Below are 18,670 nucleotides of genomic sequence, written 5' to 3' on the forward strand. Positions count from 1 at the left end.
CATATCAATTAAAGAAGGTCGTAAATGGCTCTGGAAGCGGTATGAGCTGCTTCCTATTTTGCTAGAATGAAACAGCCCTGCTTTGGTAGGGGTAGGCACGGGGGCGTTACCGCCACATTTTTGTGGGTTTATGTACATCGGATTTGGTATGAGAAAGATATCCAGTTGCGGCATGGAGGGGTTTGGAAACAGCTAACGAACCACCGATACGGGAAAAACAATGGAAGGACTGGCATTTTGAAACCATTGGGTTGCAGTATCGCTATTTACAGGTGGAGAAAAGAGATATCCCTGCCCGAATTCGCACGCCATGGATAGCAGCACTTCCTGCTGGGTAGTGCGTTCGATGCCTTCAGCTACCAGTTCCATATCTAAACTGTGGGCTAGAGTGATAATGGTGCGCATGATTTCGATGCCACTATCACCGCTGAGACGATTAACAAAAGCCCGGTCGATTTTCAAAGTATCTATAGGAAACTCGTGCAAGCGACTGAGGGAAGAGTATCCCGTACCAAAATCATCAATACACAAATGAAATCCTTCTTTTTTGAGCTGGTGAATTAACAGTTCTGAAGAGTTGACCGCCTCCAAAAAGCTGCTTTCGGTAATTTCTAATTTAATATGTTGACTGTCGAGGCCCGTTTCTTGGCAAAGTTGTAACAGGCGGCTCACAATTCCTGGCTGTTTGAGTTGGATGGCAGACAGGTTGATGTGCATGGAAAGGGGGGGTAAATTGGGAAATTGCTTTTGCCACTGCCGCAACTGCCAGCAAGCTTCGTAAAAAACCCACTCTCCCAAACTACCAATTAATCCCGTTTCCTCCGCGATCGCGATGAGTTCTGCCGGCGATACCCATCCCAGTTGTGGGTGGTACCATCGAATCAGCGCTTCAAATCCCTGCAATTCCCCCGTATCCAACGCCACAATGGGCTGGTAGTGCAGGCAAAAATCCCGCGATTCTACGGCCTGGCGCAGTTCGTGTTCCAAATGCAACCGGGATAAAACCTGCTGTTGCATCTGATAGGTCAAGATTTGATAGCGACCCCGACCGGCTACTTTGGCTTGATACATAGCCACATCCACATCCCGTAGCACATCACTTGCCTGTTGGTAGTTCATGCTGCTACCGGTAATGCCGATGCTAGCACCAGTATAAATTTTATAGCCGTTAACGATAAAGGGAAGTTGCAGTTCTTCTTGGATCGTTTCGGCGAGATGCCTGGCTCGATCGAGATCGCGGGCATCTTCAAGCAAAATAATAAATTCGTCTCCTCCAAACCGAGCGAGTTGGATGTTGTCTGTCAGGCAAGTTTGCAACCGGCTGGCAATTTGTTTGAGTAGTTCGTCTCCCACCAAATGCCCCAGACTGTCGTTGACAACTTTGAAGCGGTCTATATCAACAAACAAAACGGCATACACATAATTGCTATCTTGAATCGATCGTTGGATGGTCTGTTCCAAACGTTCCATAAACCAAGCCCGGTTGGGCAAGCTGGTTAACGAATCGTGAAAAGCTTGGTAATGTAATTTTTGTTCTCTCTCTAGTAAATCCAAGTGGGCTTGCTGTAACTCTTGTAAGGCACTCCTTAGGTCGGCAGTTCGTTCGTCGATGCGTTGTTCCAAACTGGCGGTGAGTTGTTGCAAAGCCTGTTCGGTGGCCGTGCGTTCCTGAACTTCTTGCTGCAGGCTCATATGGAGGGTTCGCATTCTTAAATGAAGCTGAATGCGAGCCAAAACTTCTTCTTGCTGAAATGGTTTGGTAATATAATCCACCGCTCCAATATTCAACCCTTTGACCTTATTCGCCGTATCGGAAAGCGCAGTCATAAAAATAATCGGAATATCCCCCGCTTCCGGCAAATTTTGCAGGCGACGGCAAGTTTCAAAGCCATCGATGCCGGGCATCAGAACATCCAATAAAATTAAATCGGGTTTGGTGTAGCGTACTTTTTCAATCGCACTTTCCCCATTCTGGGCCACCAGAACTTCATAGCCCACATCATCAAGCAGATCGCATAAAAGTTCTAGGTTGGTGGGAGAGTCATCGACAATCAAAACGACCTGAGCAGGATGGTTGCTGCTATCCATGGTTATTTTCTTGATACTGGCAGATGAACTGAAGCAATTCCCGTTCTCGGAATTTCACAGCAAGTTTTTGGACGTGTTGGGCAAACCGAACCGCTTGCGGGTGTTCTTCTTGAATGGTAGCAGCTTGTTTCGCGATTGCCTTTAGATTGCCACGACGTGCGAGTTCGTAAATTTTTTCCAGTTCTGAGGCAGGAGGCGCTACCATTGGCTCGTCACCGACAAGAGTGGTTGCCGCTGCCGGTTCCTGCCTGGGTGTGGTTTCTGCAAATACAAACTCAATGGGCAATAGGGAAGCCATTTTGTCCAACAAACTGTCAATGACAATGGGTTTGGCGATGAAATCATCGGCCCCACAAGCTTGGCTACGATCGCGATCGCGGGCAAAAGCACTAGCAGAAGAGGCTAAAATGGCCGTATTGGCTAGTTGGGGATACTGGCGGAACTGGCGAATTGCCGCAAAACCATCCAAAACTGGCATAACCAAATCAGTAATAATCAAATGGGGTAAATATTCCCTTGCCTGGTCTACAGCTTCTTGCCCGTCGGTTGCTTCAAATACTTCAAACCCTAACGGCTGAAGTAAGTTTACCAAAAAAGAACGATTTTCCCAGGCATCATCTGCTACCAAAATCCGCCGACAATTGCCCCGAATCCCCACCACCTGCCGCTGGCTTTGCGATTCGCCGGTTGGTTCGGCTTCCACCAGGGGAACTTCAATTTCAAAAGCAAATGTAGTTCCCTTTCCCAGTTTGCTGGTAGCAGTAATTTCTCCTCCCATCATTTTTACGAAATTTTGACTAATCGCCAACCCCAATCCTGTGCCTTCTTGTTTTTTAGCACTGGAACCCACTTGCTCGAAAGGAGCAAAGATTTTCTCCAGTTGTTCCGGCGTCATGCCAATGCCGGTATCCATCACCTGAAAGCGAAGTTTGGTTTTGTTGGTAGCTGCGTTGGCTACTCCTGCCGCACTAGCGTGTAAGGTAACTTCGCCTTGTTCGGTGAATTTAATGGCATTGCTAAGCAAATTGAGCAAAACCTGTCGCAGTCGCTTGCCGTCAATTTTTACTTGATGGGGTAATGCGGTTTGCGGTTGGTAAGCAAAAATCAGACCTTTTTGTTCGGCTTTAACGCTGCAAATTTCCGCGACGCCTTGCAGGAATTCAGGCAAACGCACCGGTTCTGGATGTAGTTCCATTTTACCGGCTTCTACTTTGGATAAATCGAGAATATCGTTAATTAACGTTAAAAGATGGGAACCGCAGGTGTGAATAATTTCTATATGGTGTTGTTGGGTTTCGGTAAGATTGCGTTGGTGTTGCAACATTTGCGCGTACCCCAAAATGCCGTTGAGGGGGGTACGCAATTCGTGGCTCATATTGGCTAAGAATCGACTTTTGGCTTCGTTGGCAACGTCGGCTACTTCTTTGGCGTCTTTGAGTTCTTGGGTATATTCGCCAATCCACTGAATTAACTGGTTTAGGGAAGTAGCCAGAGAACCAATTTCGTCGTTGCTGGTGACGGGGGTACGCAGGTCAAAGTTGGATTCGCGCACGGCTCTTTGGGCAGTACGGGTCACTGCTACCACCGGCCGGGCGATCGCTTGACTGGTAACTAATGCTAGTGTAGCCGCTATGGCCATGGCTAGGACAATGCCGGAAAAAACGACGATCCAACGTACGGTTTCGGCGGTTGCCAGGTGGCGGTTGGCTTGTTGCTGTTGGGTAGCAGCTTGCTGCTTGAAGCGTTCCAAACGTTCTAGAAGTTTGTCGAAGCGTGTTTCTAGGGTTTCAGCACGGTTGCTGGTGAGAGAGGTTAATATTTTTTGTTGGGTTGGTTTGACTTGTGAGGAAGGGACGTTGGGTAAATTGCTCTGCTGCCAAAGGGATTCAATAAAATTTTGGTAGTTCTGGGTTGCTTGTTGGTAATTTTGCAGCCAAGAGAGCAGTTGCGCTTGGGAAGTTTGCAATTGGGTATGGTTTTGGCGAACAAAGTTTTGAAATTGTTGGATTTCTTCTTCTACCTGGGATACTTGTGCTAAAAAATGCGATCGCTCGTAGTGAAACCACACCGAATCTTCTACCACGGACATCAAACGCTGGGGGTGCATGCGCATGGCCAAAACGGCGTTTTCTAAATCGCGAATCAAGTCTTTTTGTTGGTTGGCTATTGCCAAACGCTGCCTGGCTTTTTCTTGATAGTAATCTCCAGCGAGCAAGCCGGCTGTTACCCCAAAAACGGCAATGGAAATCGCTACCATGTAGCCGTAACCAATTTTTTGGGCAATCCAAAGGTTTTTGAGGCGGTTTTCTACGAAGAAAACCAGCCGTTGGATTTGTTTGGATGCTTGCTGCAGTCTGAATAAAGCCACGATATCTTTACTTTGGTTGTAACCAGGAAAATCTGTTGGGTCGGTTCGCCATGCTTTTCCACGTAGGGGTCAAGTAGATGCCAATCCCTGAATAGAGAGGATAGGTTGGGTTCGGGGGAAACGAGTTAAGATTGACCTTCAGAATTTAAGAAATCTCCCTGGCCGATGGCTCGATAGACGTTACGAATGGGATCGTAATCGGTATCTTGGGCAGCCACCAGTTGGGATTGTTCGTATTTCTTTTCTCGGGTAGCGAGGATGTCAATGAGTTTTTGTTGGTTGGCTAAGGTGCGATCGCGAATATCGGCAATGGTATTTTTATCCATAAAGCTGCTGGCCATAAATACATCGTTGGGCAACGGCGGACCTTTTTTGACCATACGATAATCGTCGGCGGATATATTTTCTCGCTGCAAAAACTGTTGGTAATCCAGCCAAGGACCCGCCCAAGCATCCACCTCTCGATTGGCCAAAGCAGCCAAACTACCGCGATCGCCCAACATTTTAGCTTGATAATCGGTTTTTGGGTCAAGTCCGGCTTCCAACAGGATTCCCGTAGGACCAATATGGCCGCTGGTGGATCCGATTTCTCGCATGGCAATTTCTTTATTTTTGAGCTCGTCTAAGGATTGGATGGGACTTTCCGCCGGTACCACCACCGCCGAATGATAGTTGGGTCGGGTAATGGCAACAATGGGTGTGGCTTCGGTGCGCGTGCGAATCAGAACGTACTCGGAAGGTCCGGAAAGAGCTATGTCTACTCGATCCAAACGCAAAGCCGCCGCCGCTTCCGTGTACCCGTTTACCGGTACAAATTCTACAGGTTGCTGCAGGACTTGGGACCAAGCTTGCCGAAATGGTTCGTATTGCTGCTTGAGGTTTTCCAATCCTTGTACGTCGGTGACAGTAAATCGCAAGGGTTTTTGCGCATTAGAAGAAGCTGAAGAGTTGCTGGCGTTGTTGGTATTGTTGGTAACGGCGGTACCGCAGCCGCTCAGAAACAGAAAACTATACCAAAGAAAATGACGTCGTTTCATTATGAAAACTTGTTTCGCCAATACGGTTGTTAAGACAAATACATCCAGATTTGTATAGATGTTCTATGCTTCTTCTATGTAGCACAAACAGGTTATCAGTAGGTTATGCCCGCAAACAGTGTTCTTGTAGCTGAGATATTTTCACAAAAATTTTATGTTTAATTAGGGGTAAAATGTAGCGAAATTGTTGAAATTTATGAAAAATTCTGAAAAATCAAAGATTTGGCAAAATTAACCTTCAATTACTTGCTGTAGTGGCTTACAAACACCGCTCCACTGCCCGATCGACCTGTTGCCATAGGGTTTCTTCGGTATCGGAATTTTCCAAAACCACATCAGCACGTGCTTTTTTTTCTGACAAAGGCATTTGGGCAGACACCCTAGAGGTAGCTGCTTCCTGACTTAACCCATCCCGCTGCATCAAACGTTGAATTTGCTGGTCGTGCGTACATGAGATTACCCAAATTTCGGTAGCTAAATCTGTAAAATTGGCTTCAAATAGCAAAGGAACCACCAAAACTACGGAATTTACCTGATGGGATAATTCTTGTACAAAACGCGATCGCACGTAGGGATGAATTTGTGCTTCCACCCACCGACGTTCCCGTTCGTCAGCAAAAATAATTTCGCCCAGCTTTTTCCGGTGCAACGTGCCATTTTCCCACAAAATTTGGTTGCCATATCGCTCCACCAAAGCCTGCCACACCGGCGACCCTTTTTCCACAGCCAGGCGGGCATAAACATCAGCATCCAAAACCGGAAATTGGTATTTTTTCGCCAAATAATCGGAAACCGTGGTTTTCCCCGTAGCGATGCCCCCGGTCAAACCAATTCGCCTTTGTTGGGTCGGCAAGTTAGGCTCTGACATCAAATCCCTCCCCTCGCAATGGCTATTGTTGTTGCTGGTTGGGATGGTAGGTGTCGATTAATCCCCCAAAGGGGTCGTAAACCGCAATGGGAATTCCCACCGCATCGCTGACCCCTTCCAAAGCGGCTTGCAAACCCCGTACATGGTTGTCTACCTGAGATAGAATTTGCTGTTGCTTGCTGGCATTGGCTTCCATTACCGTAGTACGTACCCGCTGCACGTACTCGCTAGCCAAACGCACGGAAATCATATCGGCTGTAGCCGTATATTCGCAGATTTGCGGCGTGCCCATGCAAATAGACATCAGCGACGTGCGAGCCTGTTGCAGCACTTGTGCGGTTTGCAACTGTTTCTGGGCATCTTGCAGCTCTGTCTGATAAGTTGCGGCGAGGGTTTGGGCTTTGCTGCCGTAGCCAGCATGTTGCTGTAGCTGTTGGGTGCTTTGAATTGCTTGACGCCAAGAAGCAACGGCTTCCGACCAATTCCCCTGTCGTTCTAACTCTTTGGCTTTTTGAGCAGCATTGACAGCTTGGCTGTGTAATTTTGCGGCCATGGCTTCCTCATTTTTGCGGTTTTCTGCATGGCCGAGTTCTGACTGGTAGGACGCCAATAAACTTTGGGCTTCTTGATAGGCGTGGGTACCTTGGGGCACTTCCTGCAGACGTTCGATCGCGCGCTGCCAGTTGCTGTAGACCCGCTGCCAACTCTCCCAGGAACCGGCTACGCCCTGACGGGTTTGGGCTGTGGCAACAGCGGCTCTGGCGTCATCCAGTTTTTCTTGGGCTTTTTGTTCGGCGCGAATTTCGGCACGAATGGCTCGCAGGTGGCGGCGGTATTCCGAGAGTTTTTCCGAGGCAAAATTGGCTACGGCGGCCTCTGGGGGGATGTTTTCTAGGGTCGCGATCGCATTTTCCCAATTTTTTGCCACTTCCTGCCAGCGTTCTACCGCATGGGGGGGATTTTGCGAAAGTTGGGCCGCGGTGGTGGCTTGGCGAAAGGCATCGCGCAACTGGGCAAATGGCTGGGTGAGTTGTTGGTTGGCTGCCAACCAATTTTGGGCTTGGTTATGCTGCAGCGACCAGGGGGGAATGGCCTCTACCTTTTGCCGGTGCTGTTGCAGTTTTTGCTGCCAGCCCACAATTTCCTGGGCGGAAGTGGCGTTGGCGAGGCCAGTGGGGAGTTGCTCCTGGAACTGACGGGCTTCCTGCAATACCACACATTTGCCAATAACGCAAGGGCGACTCAAACCGTAGGCGAGACCAGCCATCAGGGTCAAACTGCCCCCTGCTAGGGCGATCGCTTTAACCAGGGTTCCCGGTGACAGCTCGGTTGGGGATTTGCGAGAAGTGCGGCGCTGCGAGCGCCCGGGGGAACGGCGTTTCTGGCTGGTACTCGTTTTGGCACTCGAAGACCCCAAGGCAACCCGGGAACGGGAATGCTTCGTCGGTGCCATATCGAAGGGATTGTCAATGTTTTCCAAATCATCTTGGTGCCACTCCGGGGCGCTGTTGGGGGAGGAAGAAAAATGCTGTTGGTGGTTGGCTGCTGGTGGCTCTGCAGGAGCGGTATGTTCTGCAGATTCTGGTGGCTCTACCGCAGAGGTGCTGGCTGCCTGGGAAGTGTCCAGATCGAACTGATGGGCTACGTAAGGCTTTTTTTGGCCACGGACGCGCAAAGCTAAGTACACGCGGGTGGGCAACTGCCCTTGGGGAAAAATATCGGCGTACAGCTGCTTGAGGCTTTGCTCCAACTTGCCGAATACCTGAGGAACCTGTACATTTTCCGCAGGGGGATGCTGCACCAAAACGACAAAGGTTTGTTTTTGAATGTCGCAGGCTACTTGCAAGGGGGTTGGTTCGGGAAAGGCGGCTTGAAAATCCTGTTGCAAGCGCTGTCCGATTTCTCGCAGTTGCGTCGGGTGGGTGGTTGCGTTCATGGCTGATTCCCGTCAGTTAGCAAGCTTGTGGTTCCCAATCAAATCGATCGCATCGATTCCCAGCAATGGATAGACTAGATGCACCGGTTGGTTGTTTCGCTCTTCATTCAGGATAAAGGATGGATTGCTTCAGTGCATACAGAATTTTTTCAATTCTTTTCGCCAGTCGTTTGTGTGACAATAGTTGGTTGGCGGCATCGCTGGAGGGTTTGGAGTTCAATTTCATGAGGATATTAATTGGTAACGACGACGGCATTCATGCGGTGGGCGTCCACGCCCTGGCAGAAGCTTTGGCAGAGGCAGGTCACGATATCACCGTAGTTTGCCCCGACCGGGAGCGTTCGGCAACGGGGCACAGTTTGACGCTGCACCAACCCATTCGTGCGCAAGCGGTGACCTCTGGATTTCGGGAAGGCATTCAGGCGTGGTCTTGTTCGGGAACACCTGCCGACTGCATTAAGTTGGCTTTGGATGCTTTGGTGTCGCAACCGCCGCAGTTGGTGCTGTCGGGGATTAACCAAGGGCAAAATTTGGGAACGGATATTTTGTATTCGGGTACGGTGTCGGCGGCGATGGAAGGAAGTATTGAAGGGATTTCCAGTATTGCCATGAGTTTGGCGAGCTATACCAGTCAAGATTTTCAACCAGCGGCGCAATTTGCGTGTAAATTGGTGGCGGATTTGCAGTCGCAGGCCCTGCCGGTGGGGACGTTGTTAAATGTGAATGTGCCACCGGTGCCAGCGGCAGAGTTTGCTGGCGTGGTGTGGGCGCGTCAGGGGGTACGCCGCTACGTGGATGTGTTTGAAAAACGGGTGGATCCTCGGGGGAAAACCTATTACTGGATTGCTGGGGAAGTGGTGGAAGAAGGGGCTGATGCGATCGCGAAGGATTTGCCAGAAGATTTGCCGGCTGATGTGGAAGCGATTCAGAAAAATTATATTACGATTACCCCTTTGCACTATAACTTGACTTGTAAAAATCGCCTGGAACAGTTGCGATCGCGACAATTTCAGGTGTTTTAATTGTTGCCAATTGGATCGTAGTCCCCAGCAAGTTGCTAGCAAGTTGGCAAGACGAACCAAACCAAGCGGGATAGACTGGAATTAGAAGCATCTTGTCGCTCGTCTCGATCGCCGTTGGCGATGCTTGTAGGCTTGCCGTTGGCGTTTTCGGTTGGACTGTTTTGCTTGCCAGCTTCTGATTGGTTTTCCAGTTAGCCTTTCCAGCATAGCGAAAAATCCATGAACGCTCACATTTTCGATAGTCACTCGATTATCTGTCCGGTCTGCCACCATACCACCCGAGTTCCTGCCAGTGGTTTGGTGATGGGATTGTTTACCTGTCCCCATTGCCGCTCTCGTTTGGTGGTTAGTTGGAGCGGACATTACGTTCGCGACCCGTTTACCCTGCAGCAAATAGCTGTGGGTCAAATGCTACGCCGCCAAAGCCATCCCGTGGCTCGAATTGTGCGGGATTTTGTGCTGGCCAAACGCTCCGCGATCGCTTTTTTGGTAGCCAGCGCCGTCTTTTTGGGGTTAACTTGGTTGGGGACCGGCGACCCCCACACCCAACGCCCGGGATGGCGCGGTCTGTTCCGACAAGTGACGGAATGGGTGGATTTGACCACATCTGCCCCCTAGCCAGCTGGATAGGTGGGGGAGATTGTTGCATTTTGTGAATTTTTTGAGAAGTCGTTATACTTTTGTTACCCTATACGATAACTTTCTGCTGTCTCCCCGGATTGTCCCTTGTCTGTAGCCTATTTGCTCGTTTTCCACGGTAGTCGCGACCCCAGACCGCAACAGGCCGTCACCCATTTGGTACATCGGTTAGCGGCGCGGATATCCTCGCCCTATTCTGCTGCCCACCGCCAGGCTGCGACTTTAACGGTCGATACGGCTGGTGCTGATGGCATGCGTTGCTTAACGGCCCACTCGGCCGCAGCGCCCCAAGTGGCTTGCGCGCCGTTGGAGTGTGGTCCGCAGCCTTTGCATGGGGAAATTTATCGGCTGGGGAAAAAATTGTTGCAGCAAGAAGAAAATGCCCAGCATACAATTCGCATTTTACCTTTGTTCCTGCTGGAAGGGGTCCACGTGCGCGAAGACATCCCTGAGGAAGTGGAACAAGCCAGACAGATGCTACCGGCAACGGTGAGCTTGCAACTGCTGACCTATATTGGTGCCTATTCGCCGCTGACGGTTCCCCTTGCCCAAGCCATGTCCGAACAAAAGGCGGATGCTTGGATGTTGGTTTCCCACGGAACCCGACGCTGCCATGGCAACCAGCCGGTGGAACGTACGGCAACCCGGTTGGCGGAAATGACCCAGCAAGAAGTTTTTTGTGCCTATTGGTCCGTTTCCCCCTATATTGCGGAACGCATCGATACCGCGATCGCATCTGGGTACCGGCGTATTGGTGTTTTGCCCTATTTTCTGTTTCCCGGCGGTTTGACCGATGCCATTGGCGAACAAATCCAGCAACTGCAAGCCAGCCGCCAAGTAGCGTGTTTTCTGACCCCGCCGTTGGGCGTACGAGACGAGTTCGTGCGTTTGTTGGACGAAGTGCTGGCAGCTGGTACAATAAACAATTCTGAGTATTAATCGATGGAACCAACGCCATCCTTGTTCGTTGCAGCAAAGGATTGGCTATACATTATCGAGCGCGACCATGAGCGAGAAGCAATACAAAATCGATCCAGATATGCCAGTAGGGAAAGTCTATTTAGTCGGGGCGGGTCCCGGCGATCCGGGTTTGTTTACCCTCAAAGGCAAAGCTTTGCTAGAAATGGCCGATGTGGTGGTCCACGACGCCTTGGTGAGTTCGGAAATTTTGGCGGCCATCAACCCCCAAGCCGAAACGATCCATGCTGGCAAGCGTCGCGGCAGGCATTCTTTGCTGCAAGAAGAAACCACCCGCCTTTTAATTGCCAAAGCCAGAGAACATGCTGTGGTGGTACGCCTGAAAGGGGGCGATCCCTTTGTCTTCGGCCGCGGTGGCGAAGAAATGCAAGATTTGCTGGAAGCGGGCATTCCTGTCGAAGTAGTACCCGGTGTCACCGCTGGGGTGGCTGCCCCTGCCTATGCTGGTATTCCAGTCACCCATCGCGCCTATAGTTCTTCCGTTACCTTTGTCACCGGTCACGAAGCCGCTGGCAAATACAAACCCCGAGTCAACTGGCGGGCACTGGCGGCAGCATCGGAAACGATTGTTATTTACATGGGCGTGCGCAACTTACCCCACATTGTATCGGAATTAAAAGCGGGCGGGTTAAGCGGTACGACCCCCGTCGCTGCCATTCGCTGGGGAACCACACCGGCGAATGAAGAGCTGTTTAGTACCCTCGATGCCGTGGTCGGCCAAATGTCGGAGACGGGATTTGAGGCACCGGCGATTGTGGTGGTGGGGGCAGTGGCTAATTTGCACGAAATTTTATCCCCAATTGCCCAAACCTTTCGCTAGAATCATTGCGGAGCCTCAATCAATTAGATTTTTCTGTTCTCATTCTGAATGAATTCTGCGATCGCTTGGTTCAAAGAATATGGCAGCATCCTTTCGGTCTTTGCAAACCTTGGCATATTGCTGGTTTGGGTCCTATATGCCCAATTGTTTTACCGAGACTATACCCGCCGACGTCGCCCCCGGATTATTATCCACCACGCCCCAGGGCAAGGGTTTGACTCGGCTTGCTTGCTCATCAACATGTCCCAAGAAACCATCCACATTATCGGTGTTTTGGTAGTCGTGCATACCACCGACGGTAGCTATACTCGGCGCGTTTCCGACTACTATCCGGTTTCTGCCGACCAATACTCGTTGCGCGAAGTACAATCCCTGCTCAAACAAGGACCGCTTTCTCCTGGCAGTTTCCTGTTGCTGGGAACCTACGGCGATTTGCTACAAAACATTGCTCCGGGAACGGCAGAAGCAGCCAATCTCGCTGGTAAATCCGTCAAACCCCACGATGCCCAGCATATTACGGGTCTGGATATCAAAGTTGTCGCTGTCTTGGGGGGCGACGACCGTTCTATTGGGGCCAGTCGTGCCTTTTCCGTTACCCACAACGACGGTGCTGTGGATATTCGACCCCAAACTCTCTACACCCAACAACTAGCCGGGCGGCGACAACGACCGCTACTCGATGCTTGGTTGCGAGAGTGCATGAACCTCAACAACTAATCCTATTTTCTAAAAAATTTGCAATGGTTCGTTGGGAATTTTTGTAGGGGTGCCTCGCAAAGTGCCCCTGCCAGAAAAATTGAAAGATTTCTTAAAATCATTGTTTTTTAGAAATGGGACGAGGACTGTCAAAACCCGACATTTGACGCTACGGATTCCCCCTATCGTTTTATATGAAAACCCCCCCTACAGGGAATTCTGCAGGGGAGATTTACAAACAGCGGACAAATTTTTCACTAGCGATGGAGGTGCTGGTTCCTATACAGCCACCGCTTCTTTTTCCATGTCCAAGCTGTACTTACCTTGGCTGGCAGCACTGTTCATTTTGGCACGGTGCAGCAGCAGTTTTTGAGCTTCTTCTACTTTGGAATTGTCGCCGCGCCAATGTTCCAGAGCGGATTGTTGGATAGCACGGGCGTAGGAGAAGGTGATGCGCCAAGGGCACTCTTGAGCGTACTTGGCGTTCATGATGTTCAAGTGCTGGGCAGCTTGTTCGTTGGTTTGACCGCCAGAGAGGAACGCAACACCAGGTACGCTGGCAGGTACGTTGTTGCGCAGGCACTCGACGGTGGCGTCGGCTACTTCCTCAACGCTGGATTGTTGCGGGCACTGCTTGCCAGCAATGGACATGCTGGGCTTCAGGATCATTTGGTCGAAAGCAATGTCCTGACGGTATAGCTGGTCGAATACCGTATGTAGGGTTTGGTTGGTGACTTCGTAAGAACGCTCGATGGTGTGGTCGCCATCGATGAGAACTTCGGGTTCTACGATGGGTACCAAGCCGCCTTCTTGGCACAGGGCAGCGTAGCGAGCCAAGGCATGGGCGTTGGCTTCGATGCAGGCGTTGCTGGGAATGTTTTCGCCAATGGTAATCACAGCACGCCACTTGGCAAAGCGAGCACCCATTTCATAGTACTCGGCAATGCGATCGCGCAGACCGTCGAGACCTTCCGTTACTTTTTCGCCAGGATGACCGGCGAGGTCTTTGGCACCGGTATCCACCTTGATACCGATGATGATTCCGTTGTCTTTCATCACTTGGGTGAATGGAACCCCATCTTTGGTAGCCTGACGGATGGTTTCGTCGTAGAGGATGGCACCGCTAATATAATTGCTTAAATTGGGTGTTGTTAGAATTAACTCCCGATAGGAGCGACGCATTTCTTCGGTAGTGGGAACTCCTACCTTATCAAAGCGCTTGTTACAGGTACGGTTGCTTTCATCCATCGCTAGGATGCCTTTCCCTTCAGCAACCATTGCTTTGGCCGTATTTCTTAGTTCCTCTGCGTACTTACTCATCATGGCGATCCCTCTTTACTTTCGTTCCTTACTTCCTGGACGCTGCTCTAGAAAACCTATTGCAATAAATTTCAATAAAGCTGCAATAGATAAAGTTGTTGCTTTCCAGGGTGGACAACTAACTGGTAATCTTGATGAACTGTCCCAGACTTGCTAACTTGGGCTAGCAATTTCTCTCCGCTGTTGCCCAGTGGTCCGCTGACCACCTAGCGGGCAGTCGGAGAAAGTTGGACCGAACCTCTTTACGATATTACCAGCTAACCGGGACGTTCCCAAAGAAAACCTTAAGAAACCATAGCGGCAATTTTTGTCTGGCTGGAAAACCCCCTCCAACTAGCCAATCGCCTAGCACGGCGGTTTTTCCAAGCACCGATATCCCCGTAAGGAACTGGTTCACCCTAATACTATCTCTATGGTGGCGCTACGATCAAGAGCCTGATTGGCCCCATCTTCCTCAATCATGGATAGGGAAAACCGCACTGTCTGGGTAGGGGTCTCCGATAAAAAGCTAGGACTCCCAAATTTCTTGGGCTTCGGCTCGCTTGTCGGCGGCTACCTGCCAGAGAAACTCGATGAATTGGGTTTTATCCAGACGAAAACTTTGGGAAGAACCGTTGTTGGGGTTTTTGTGCTTGTCCACATACTCTTCCACGACCGGGAATCGTTCTGAGGTCAAACGCAGTAAATTTCCCCGACAGCGCCATCTCCACAAATCTTCGGTCTCAAAATCGCAGCCTTGATAAGCCAGCGCCATTTTATAGGCGTATAACGAATCTTGTAGCAAAGCTTTCACCTCAGGTGCTGCGGCTTCTGGGATTTGATGCAAAGCCGAACGGGCATCGGCAACCATATCTGGATAATTTTCCAAGCTGTCGTCGGAGTCCACATAGGTTTCCAAGTTCTGCACGGCTTCCATGGCAGCTTTCACGTTGGGATCCTCCTGGGAAAAGGAAGAGCGACAGCCAACCAAAGCCACCGCTGCCGCTACCAAGATGGGTACGGTACGCGCCAACGCAGACGCGGGAGAAGGAGCGATCGCAAATTTCATGAACCCCCCACAAAAAACAATTGTCAATTACAAACCAACTACCGGATTTCCATGACCATCCAATTTTCTCAAAACCACCCGGCAAGTAGCGAAATTTTGATAGCTAGTTATCAGCAACCACTTACAAGATAAATGCCGTAGCTGAAAAACCTCTGAGAAACCATCAAAAAAAAATAAAAATTTCCCTGCCCCCCTTCAACTGCTATCACCATTGCTTGGGAGCGATTCTTCTAGAAACTGGCTATCCAAAGCAGCCAGCTTCATCCGGCACTGCTGCAACCGGAACTCCAACGACTCAATTTCCGAGAGCAATTCCTGGCGAAGTTGTTCGGTTTTGCCTTGCGCTTGGTCAAAATACACCTCAATATAAGGCCAAAGCTGCACCGCCCAATCCTTGCTCGCGCTTCTAAGTTCCGTTAATACCACCACCTCACCATTGGCTTCCAGGCGAAATAACGTATACAAACGCTGTTGCTGGTTTTTCTTGCCCCCTTTTTTCTCGCAAAACAGGTACAAGCCACTGCTCTGGTAGCACAGCTGGTCGATTTGATTGACAAACGGTCCTTCAATGGAATAGCCATCGGTTTGGGTTTTGTCCAGACTTTCTATATACTTGCACCAATTGCCCGAGGTATTTTTGACACTGCTCTCGGGAAATCCCGGTGCCTGCAAAAAGGCTTCTCGCAAATTCACAAGGACGGATGCACTCATAATTCACTCAATTTCGCACAAGACATCAGTGATATCAGTCTTCGTACTCCACCCAGGAGTTCGGGGTCTCCGACACCCGTACTTTTAAGGCCACCCCTTCCGGTACTTTTTGCTTGGTTTCATCGTAAATATACTTGGCAATCATTTCCGCCGTGGTCTCGTACTCCGGGGGCAAGATATCATTTAACACCCCGTGGTCCAATCCTCCCTTGGTGACATCTTTTTTTGCCCAGCGCAAGCTTTTAAAATCAGCCACCATTACTTCATGAGGTGTATATTCAGAAGCATGCAGGGAAGTAGAGGTCGCCTCAATTTGCACCTTGTAGGTATGACCGTGCAAGCGACCGCAGGGACCGTCGTAATCTTTAATGTAATGAGCGCTGTCAAATGTAAATTCGGTTACGAGTTTCCATTTGGGCATAGGATATCCTTTCCATTCGATCGGGAGGGAAGCCAAAAAAAATCCCTTTCGATTGTATTGTATCGAAGGGAAAACGGACCACTAGGCTGGCTGCTTAATTTGCGGGAATAGGGGAGCTTCGCGAAGTTCCCCTACTGGCGAATCCATTGGCTAGCCACCCAATTTCCACTGTCGAGCTGTGTCCAATTGCCAGTACGCACTCCATTGGAACGAGCGGTGGCATTTGGGGACAAGCTGCCGACAATCGGATAGTTTATACCAGGACCTGAACGTACGTTCAGGCGAGTGCCATTGGTATTGACTTGGATGGTGTTGTCAGGGGTGGTGGGGTAGGTGTTGCTGGCAGTGGTCCAACGAGCGGCAATCCATCCACCGTTCGACAGGGCAATCCAGCCGTTTTGTTCTTGCCCGGAAACCACGGTACCGTTGGCTAGGGTATTGATAACCGGGGCGTTGAGGCTGGGACGGTTACGGACGTTGAGGGGACTGCCGTTGGTGTTGACGCGCCAATTCCTGGTGGCTGGGGTGTTGGTGGTGTCTGGCTGTTGGTTGACGGCGGTGACCCAACGTTGGGATACCCAATTGCCGTTTGCGAGTTGCTGCCAGTTGCCCCTGCGGTTGTTGGTGCCTTCTATGACGCTGCCTTGGGATAAGGTGCCAACAACTGAATATTCGGTGCCAGGACCGGAACGAACGTTGAGGGGACGGCTTTTGGTGGTGACTTGCAGGTTGGTGGTTTGGTTGGTGTTGGATGGTGGGGTTTGGTTGATGGCGTAGGGACTGTTAGCGTCATTGGCGTTGGCTAGGCCCATGACAGCTGCGGTTTCCGGTCCTACCCGACCGTCGGCTAGCAGTTGGTTGTCTTGTTGGAAATCTCTGACGGCAGCGCGGGTTTGCGGTCCGAACATGCCATCTATTTCGCCGGCTTGGTAGCCGTTTTCGATGAGGGTGGATTGGATGTTTTGCACGGGTTCTCCCGTGTCGCCGCTGCGGACGATGGCAAGGCTGGAGGTGGGGATATGCGCGATCGCTACGGCTACAAGCAGTGCTGTACAATGAAGCCAGCCGGAACTGGGTAACAGCTGTGGGAGGCACCGCAGGTATGGGGCGGTTGCGGGATGGTTGTCCTCGTAGGCGCAGTAGGAATGGGTTAAGGCAAATGCGAGTGTATCCATAATCAAACTGTTTTATCGACAAGTTGGATGGCCGATCCTGTGGGCTCGTTTTCCTTGATTTGGGAATCGTATCTACTTAGAGCTAGCACTGGCAAACAAGGCCCTATGCATAAGAAATTTTTCTGCTTATCTGCTGCAATTCTCGCAACGACGTAGGAAAAACCTTGAGAAGAATGTAACTTTTTATCAAAATTTGGGAGCTTGTCACCCATGCCGACTAGCTATCTTTCTTGAAAGACCAATTTGAGTTAACCTTGATTTTACTGGTATTGAACAAGAGGAGGTCTGAGATTTTAAAAATGAGTCCGAACCGCGATCGCGTTTTGCCCAAACCAGCAAGCATCCTAACCATTGTGGCGGTTTTGGGATTGGTATCGGCTTGTACGAACGAAGCCCCTTCCCAACAAGCAACCGCTGCCAATTGTGCCAATCCAGTCGCCTACGACCCCAACCGAGATTACTTTCCCGAAAAGATCGAGTTACAATATGCCGATGGTTTTCAAGTTGAATACCACCAACATTACAAAGTGGTCACGGTAAAACAACCTTGGGCTGATGCCGATCGCAGCTTTCAATATGTTTTGGTACAATGCGGTACTCCCATTCCTGCAGGATACGAACAAGCACAAGTCATTTCCGTACCTGCCGAAACTGTCGTTGCCCTTTCCACCACCCATTTGCCCCACTTAAAAAAGCTCGGCGTTCTCGATCGCTTGCTGGCGGTCAGCAATTTCCGGCATGTTAACACCCCAGAAGTGCGCCAAAAAATTGATGCGGGCACTATCAAAGAAGTAGGTCGCAACGCTCAAGTGGATGTGGAACAGTTGCTCACCCTCGATCCAGATTTGGTCATGACTTTTAGCTTGGGTGACCCACAAATGGATAGCCACAACCAACTTATGAAAGCCGGTCTCCCTGTCGTTCTCAATGCCGAATACCTCAGCAATTCCCCCCTTGCCAGAGCGGAGTGGTTAAAATTCACTGCCTTATTTTTCAACCGAGAAAAAATTGCCAATCGGACCTTTTCTAGCATTGCCCGCGAGTACAAACAGCTAGCCGCCGTTGCCAAGGAAAGCGACCAAAAACCGCAAGTACTGGTGGGTCACAGTTGGAAAGGGACTTGGCACGTTCCTGGGGGCAACAGCTACATGGCTCAGTATTTGCAAGATGCCGGTGCCAGCTATCCCTGGTCCGATACGGATGCCACCAGCAGCATTCCACTAGAGCTAGAAACGGTTTACGAACGGGCTGTAGATGCTAATATTTGGCTCAATGGGGCTCAAAGTTGGTTTTCTACCGAAGATGTTCTGGCAGATGACGAACGCTACGCGCAGTTTCAAGCGTTTCAAAACGGACGCGTTTATGTCAACAATGCCCGTTTGAACGAATACGGCGGCAATGATTATTGGGAAAGTGGCATTTCCAATCCCGATGTGGTCCTGGCGGATTTGATCAAAATCTTACATCCAGAACTTCTACCGGAGCACGAGCTGGTGTACTATCAGAAAATTGAGTTGCAATCGCCATAGAAAGGTTCGTCCAA

The 18,670-nt window shown here is 50.2% G+C and carries 16 protein-coding genes; 6 read left to right on the plus strand and 10 right to left on the minus strand.

Annotated features, from left to right (window positions below; genetic code table 11):
• Positions 1–192 precede the first annotated feature (192 nt).
• From AS151_RS01380 to AS151_RS01400, 5 genes are all read right to left on the minus strand, one after another.
• Entirely contained in the window at positions 193–2,088 is a 1,896-nt protein-coding gene (locus AS151_RS01380; protein ID WP_071515284.1) for an EAL domain-containing protein, read from the minus strand.
• Positions 2,081–4,456: an ATP-binding protein gene (locus AS151_RS01385; protein ID WP_071515285.1), complete on the minus strand. Its 2,376-nt coding sequence runs from the start codon at positions 4,454–4,456 to the stop codon at positions 2,081–2,083. The genes AS151_RS01380 and AS151_RS01385 overlap by 8 nt, the downstream gene beginning before the upstream one ends.
• Before the next feature lie 125 nt (positions 4,457–4,581).
• Positions 4,582–5,493, minus strand: a complete 912-nt coding sequence (gene phnD, locus AS151_RS01390; RefSeq protein WP_071515286.1) for a phosphate/phosphite/phosphonate ABC transporter substrate-binding protein — start codon at positions 5,491–5,493, stop codon at positions 4,582–4,584.
• Between the two features lie 259 nt (positions 5,494–5,752).
• Entirely contained in the window at positions 5,753–6,361 is a 609-nt protein-coding gene (gene coaE, locus AS151_RS01395; protein ID WP_071515287.1) for a dephospho-CoA kinase, read from the minus strand.
• Positions 6,362–6,383: 22 nt separating this feature from the next.
• Positions 6,384–8,297, minus strand: coding sequence for a hypothetical protein (locus AS151_RS01400; protein ID WP_071515288.1), 1,914 nt, complete (start codon positions 8,295–8,297; stop codon positions 6,384–6,386).
• A 224-nt stretch (positions 8,298–8,521) separates the two neighbouring features.
• Here AS151_RS01400 and surE point away from each other — a divergent pair, with 224 nt between their 5' ends.
• The 5 genes from surE (at position 8,522) to AS151_RS01425 (ending at position 12,473) form a co-directional block, all read left to right on the plus strand.
• Positions 8,522–9,319, plus strand: a complete 798-nt coding sequence (surE, locus tag AS151_RS01405; protein WP_071515316.1) for a 5'/3'-nucleotidase SurE — start codon at positions 8,522–8,524, stop codon at positions 9,317–9,319.
• Between the two features lie 219 nt (positions 9,320–9,538).
• Positions 9,539–9,937, plus strand: coding sequence for a hypothetical protein (locus tag AS151_RS01410; RefSeq protein WP_071515289.1), 399 nt, complete (start codon positions 9,539–9,541; stop codon positions 9,935–9,937).
• 108 nt (positions 9,938–10,045) lie between these two features.
• Positions 10,046–10,897, plus strand: a complete 852-nt coding sequence (locus AS151_RS01415) for a sirohydrochlorin chelatase (protein WP_084639329.1) — start codon at positions 10,046–10,048, stop codon at positions 10,895–10,897.
• A 67-nt stretch (positions 10,898–10,964) separates the two neighbouring features.
• On the plus strand, positions 10,965–11,756 hold the full coding sequence (gene cobA / locus AS151_RS01420; protein ID WP_071515290.1) for a uroporphyrinogen-III C-methyltransferase: 792 nt from the start codon (positions 10,965–10,967) through the stop codon (positions 11,754–11,756).
• Between the two features lie 117 nt (positions 11,757–11,873).
• Positions 11,874–12,473, plus strand: a complete 600-nt coding sequence (locus AS151_RS01425; RefSeq protein ID WP_139240431.1) for a hypothetical protein — start codon at positions 11,874–11,876, stop codon at positions 12,471–12,473.
• Positions 12,474–12,731: 258 nt separating this feature from the next.
• Here the strand turns inward: AS151_RS01425 and AS151_RS01430 are convergent, their stop codons facing one another.
• The 5 genes from AS151_RS01430 to AS151_RS01450 form a co-directional block, all read right to left on the minus strand.
• Positions 12,732–13,772: a class I fructose-bisphosphate aldolase gene (locus AS151_RS01430; protein ID WP_071515292.1), complete on the minus strand. Its 1,041-nt coding sequence runs from the start codon at positions 13,770–13,772 to the stop codon at positions 12,732–12,734.
• A gap of 508 nt (positions 13,773–14,280) precedes the next feature.
• Positions 14,281–14,820 (minus strand): hypothetical protein, encoded by a 540-nt coding sequence (locus tag AS151_RS01435; RefSeq protein WP_139240432.1) that lies wholly within the window; start codon positions 14,818–14,820, stop codon positions 14,281–14,283.
• Between the two features lie 195 nt (positions 14,821–15,015).
• Positions 15,016–15,531, minus strand: coding sequence for a hypothetical protein (locus tag AS151_RS01440; protein WP_071515294.1), 516 nt, complete (start codon positions 15,529–15,531; stop codon positions 15,016–15,018).
• Positions 15,532–15,565: 34 nt separating this feature from the next.
• Entirely contained in the window at positions 15,566–15,952 is a 387-nt protein-coding gene (locus AS151_RS01445; RefSeq protein WP_071515295.1) for a 6-carboxytetrahydropterin synthase, read from the minus strand.
• 131 nt (positions 15,953–16,083) lie between these two features.
• Entirely contained in the window at positions 16,084–17,127 is a 1,044-nt protein-coding gene (locus tag AS151_RS01450) for a peptidoglycan-binding protein (RefSeq protein WP_071515296.1), read from the minus strand.
• A gap of 299 nt (positions 17,128–17,426) precedes the next feature.
• On the opposite strand from AS151_RS01450, the gene AS151_RS01460 reads away from it, so the two are divergent.
• The gene (locus tag AS151_RS01460) at positions 17,427–18,656 is read left to right on the plus strand and encodes an ABC transporter substrate-binding protein (RefSeq protein ID WP_071515298.1); all 1,230 of its coding nucleotides are present in this window, start codon (positions 17,427–17,429) and stop codon (positions 18,654–18,656) included.
• Positions 18,657–18,670: the final 14 nt, after the last annotated feature.

This window comes from Geitlerinema sp. PCC 9228 (assembly GCF_001870905.1).
GTDB lineage: Bacteria > Cyanobacteriota > Cyanobacteriia > Cyanobacteriales > PCC-9228 > PCC-9228.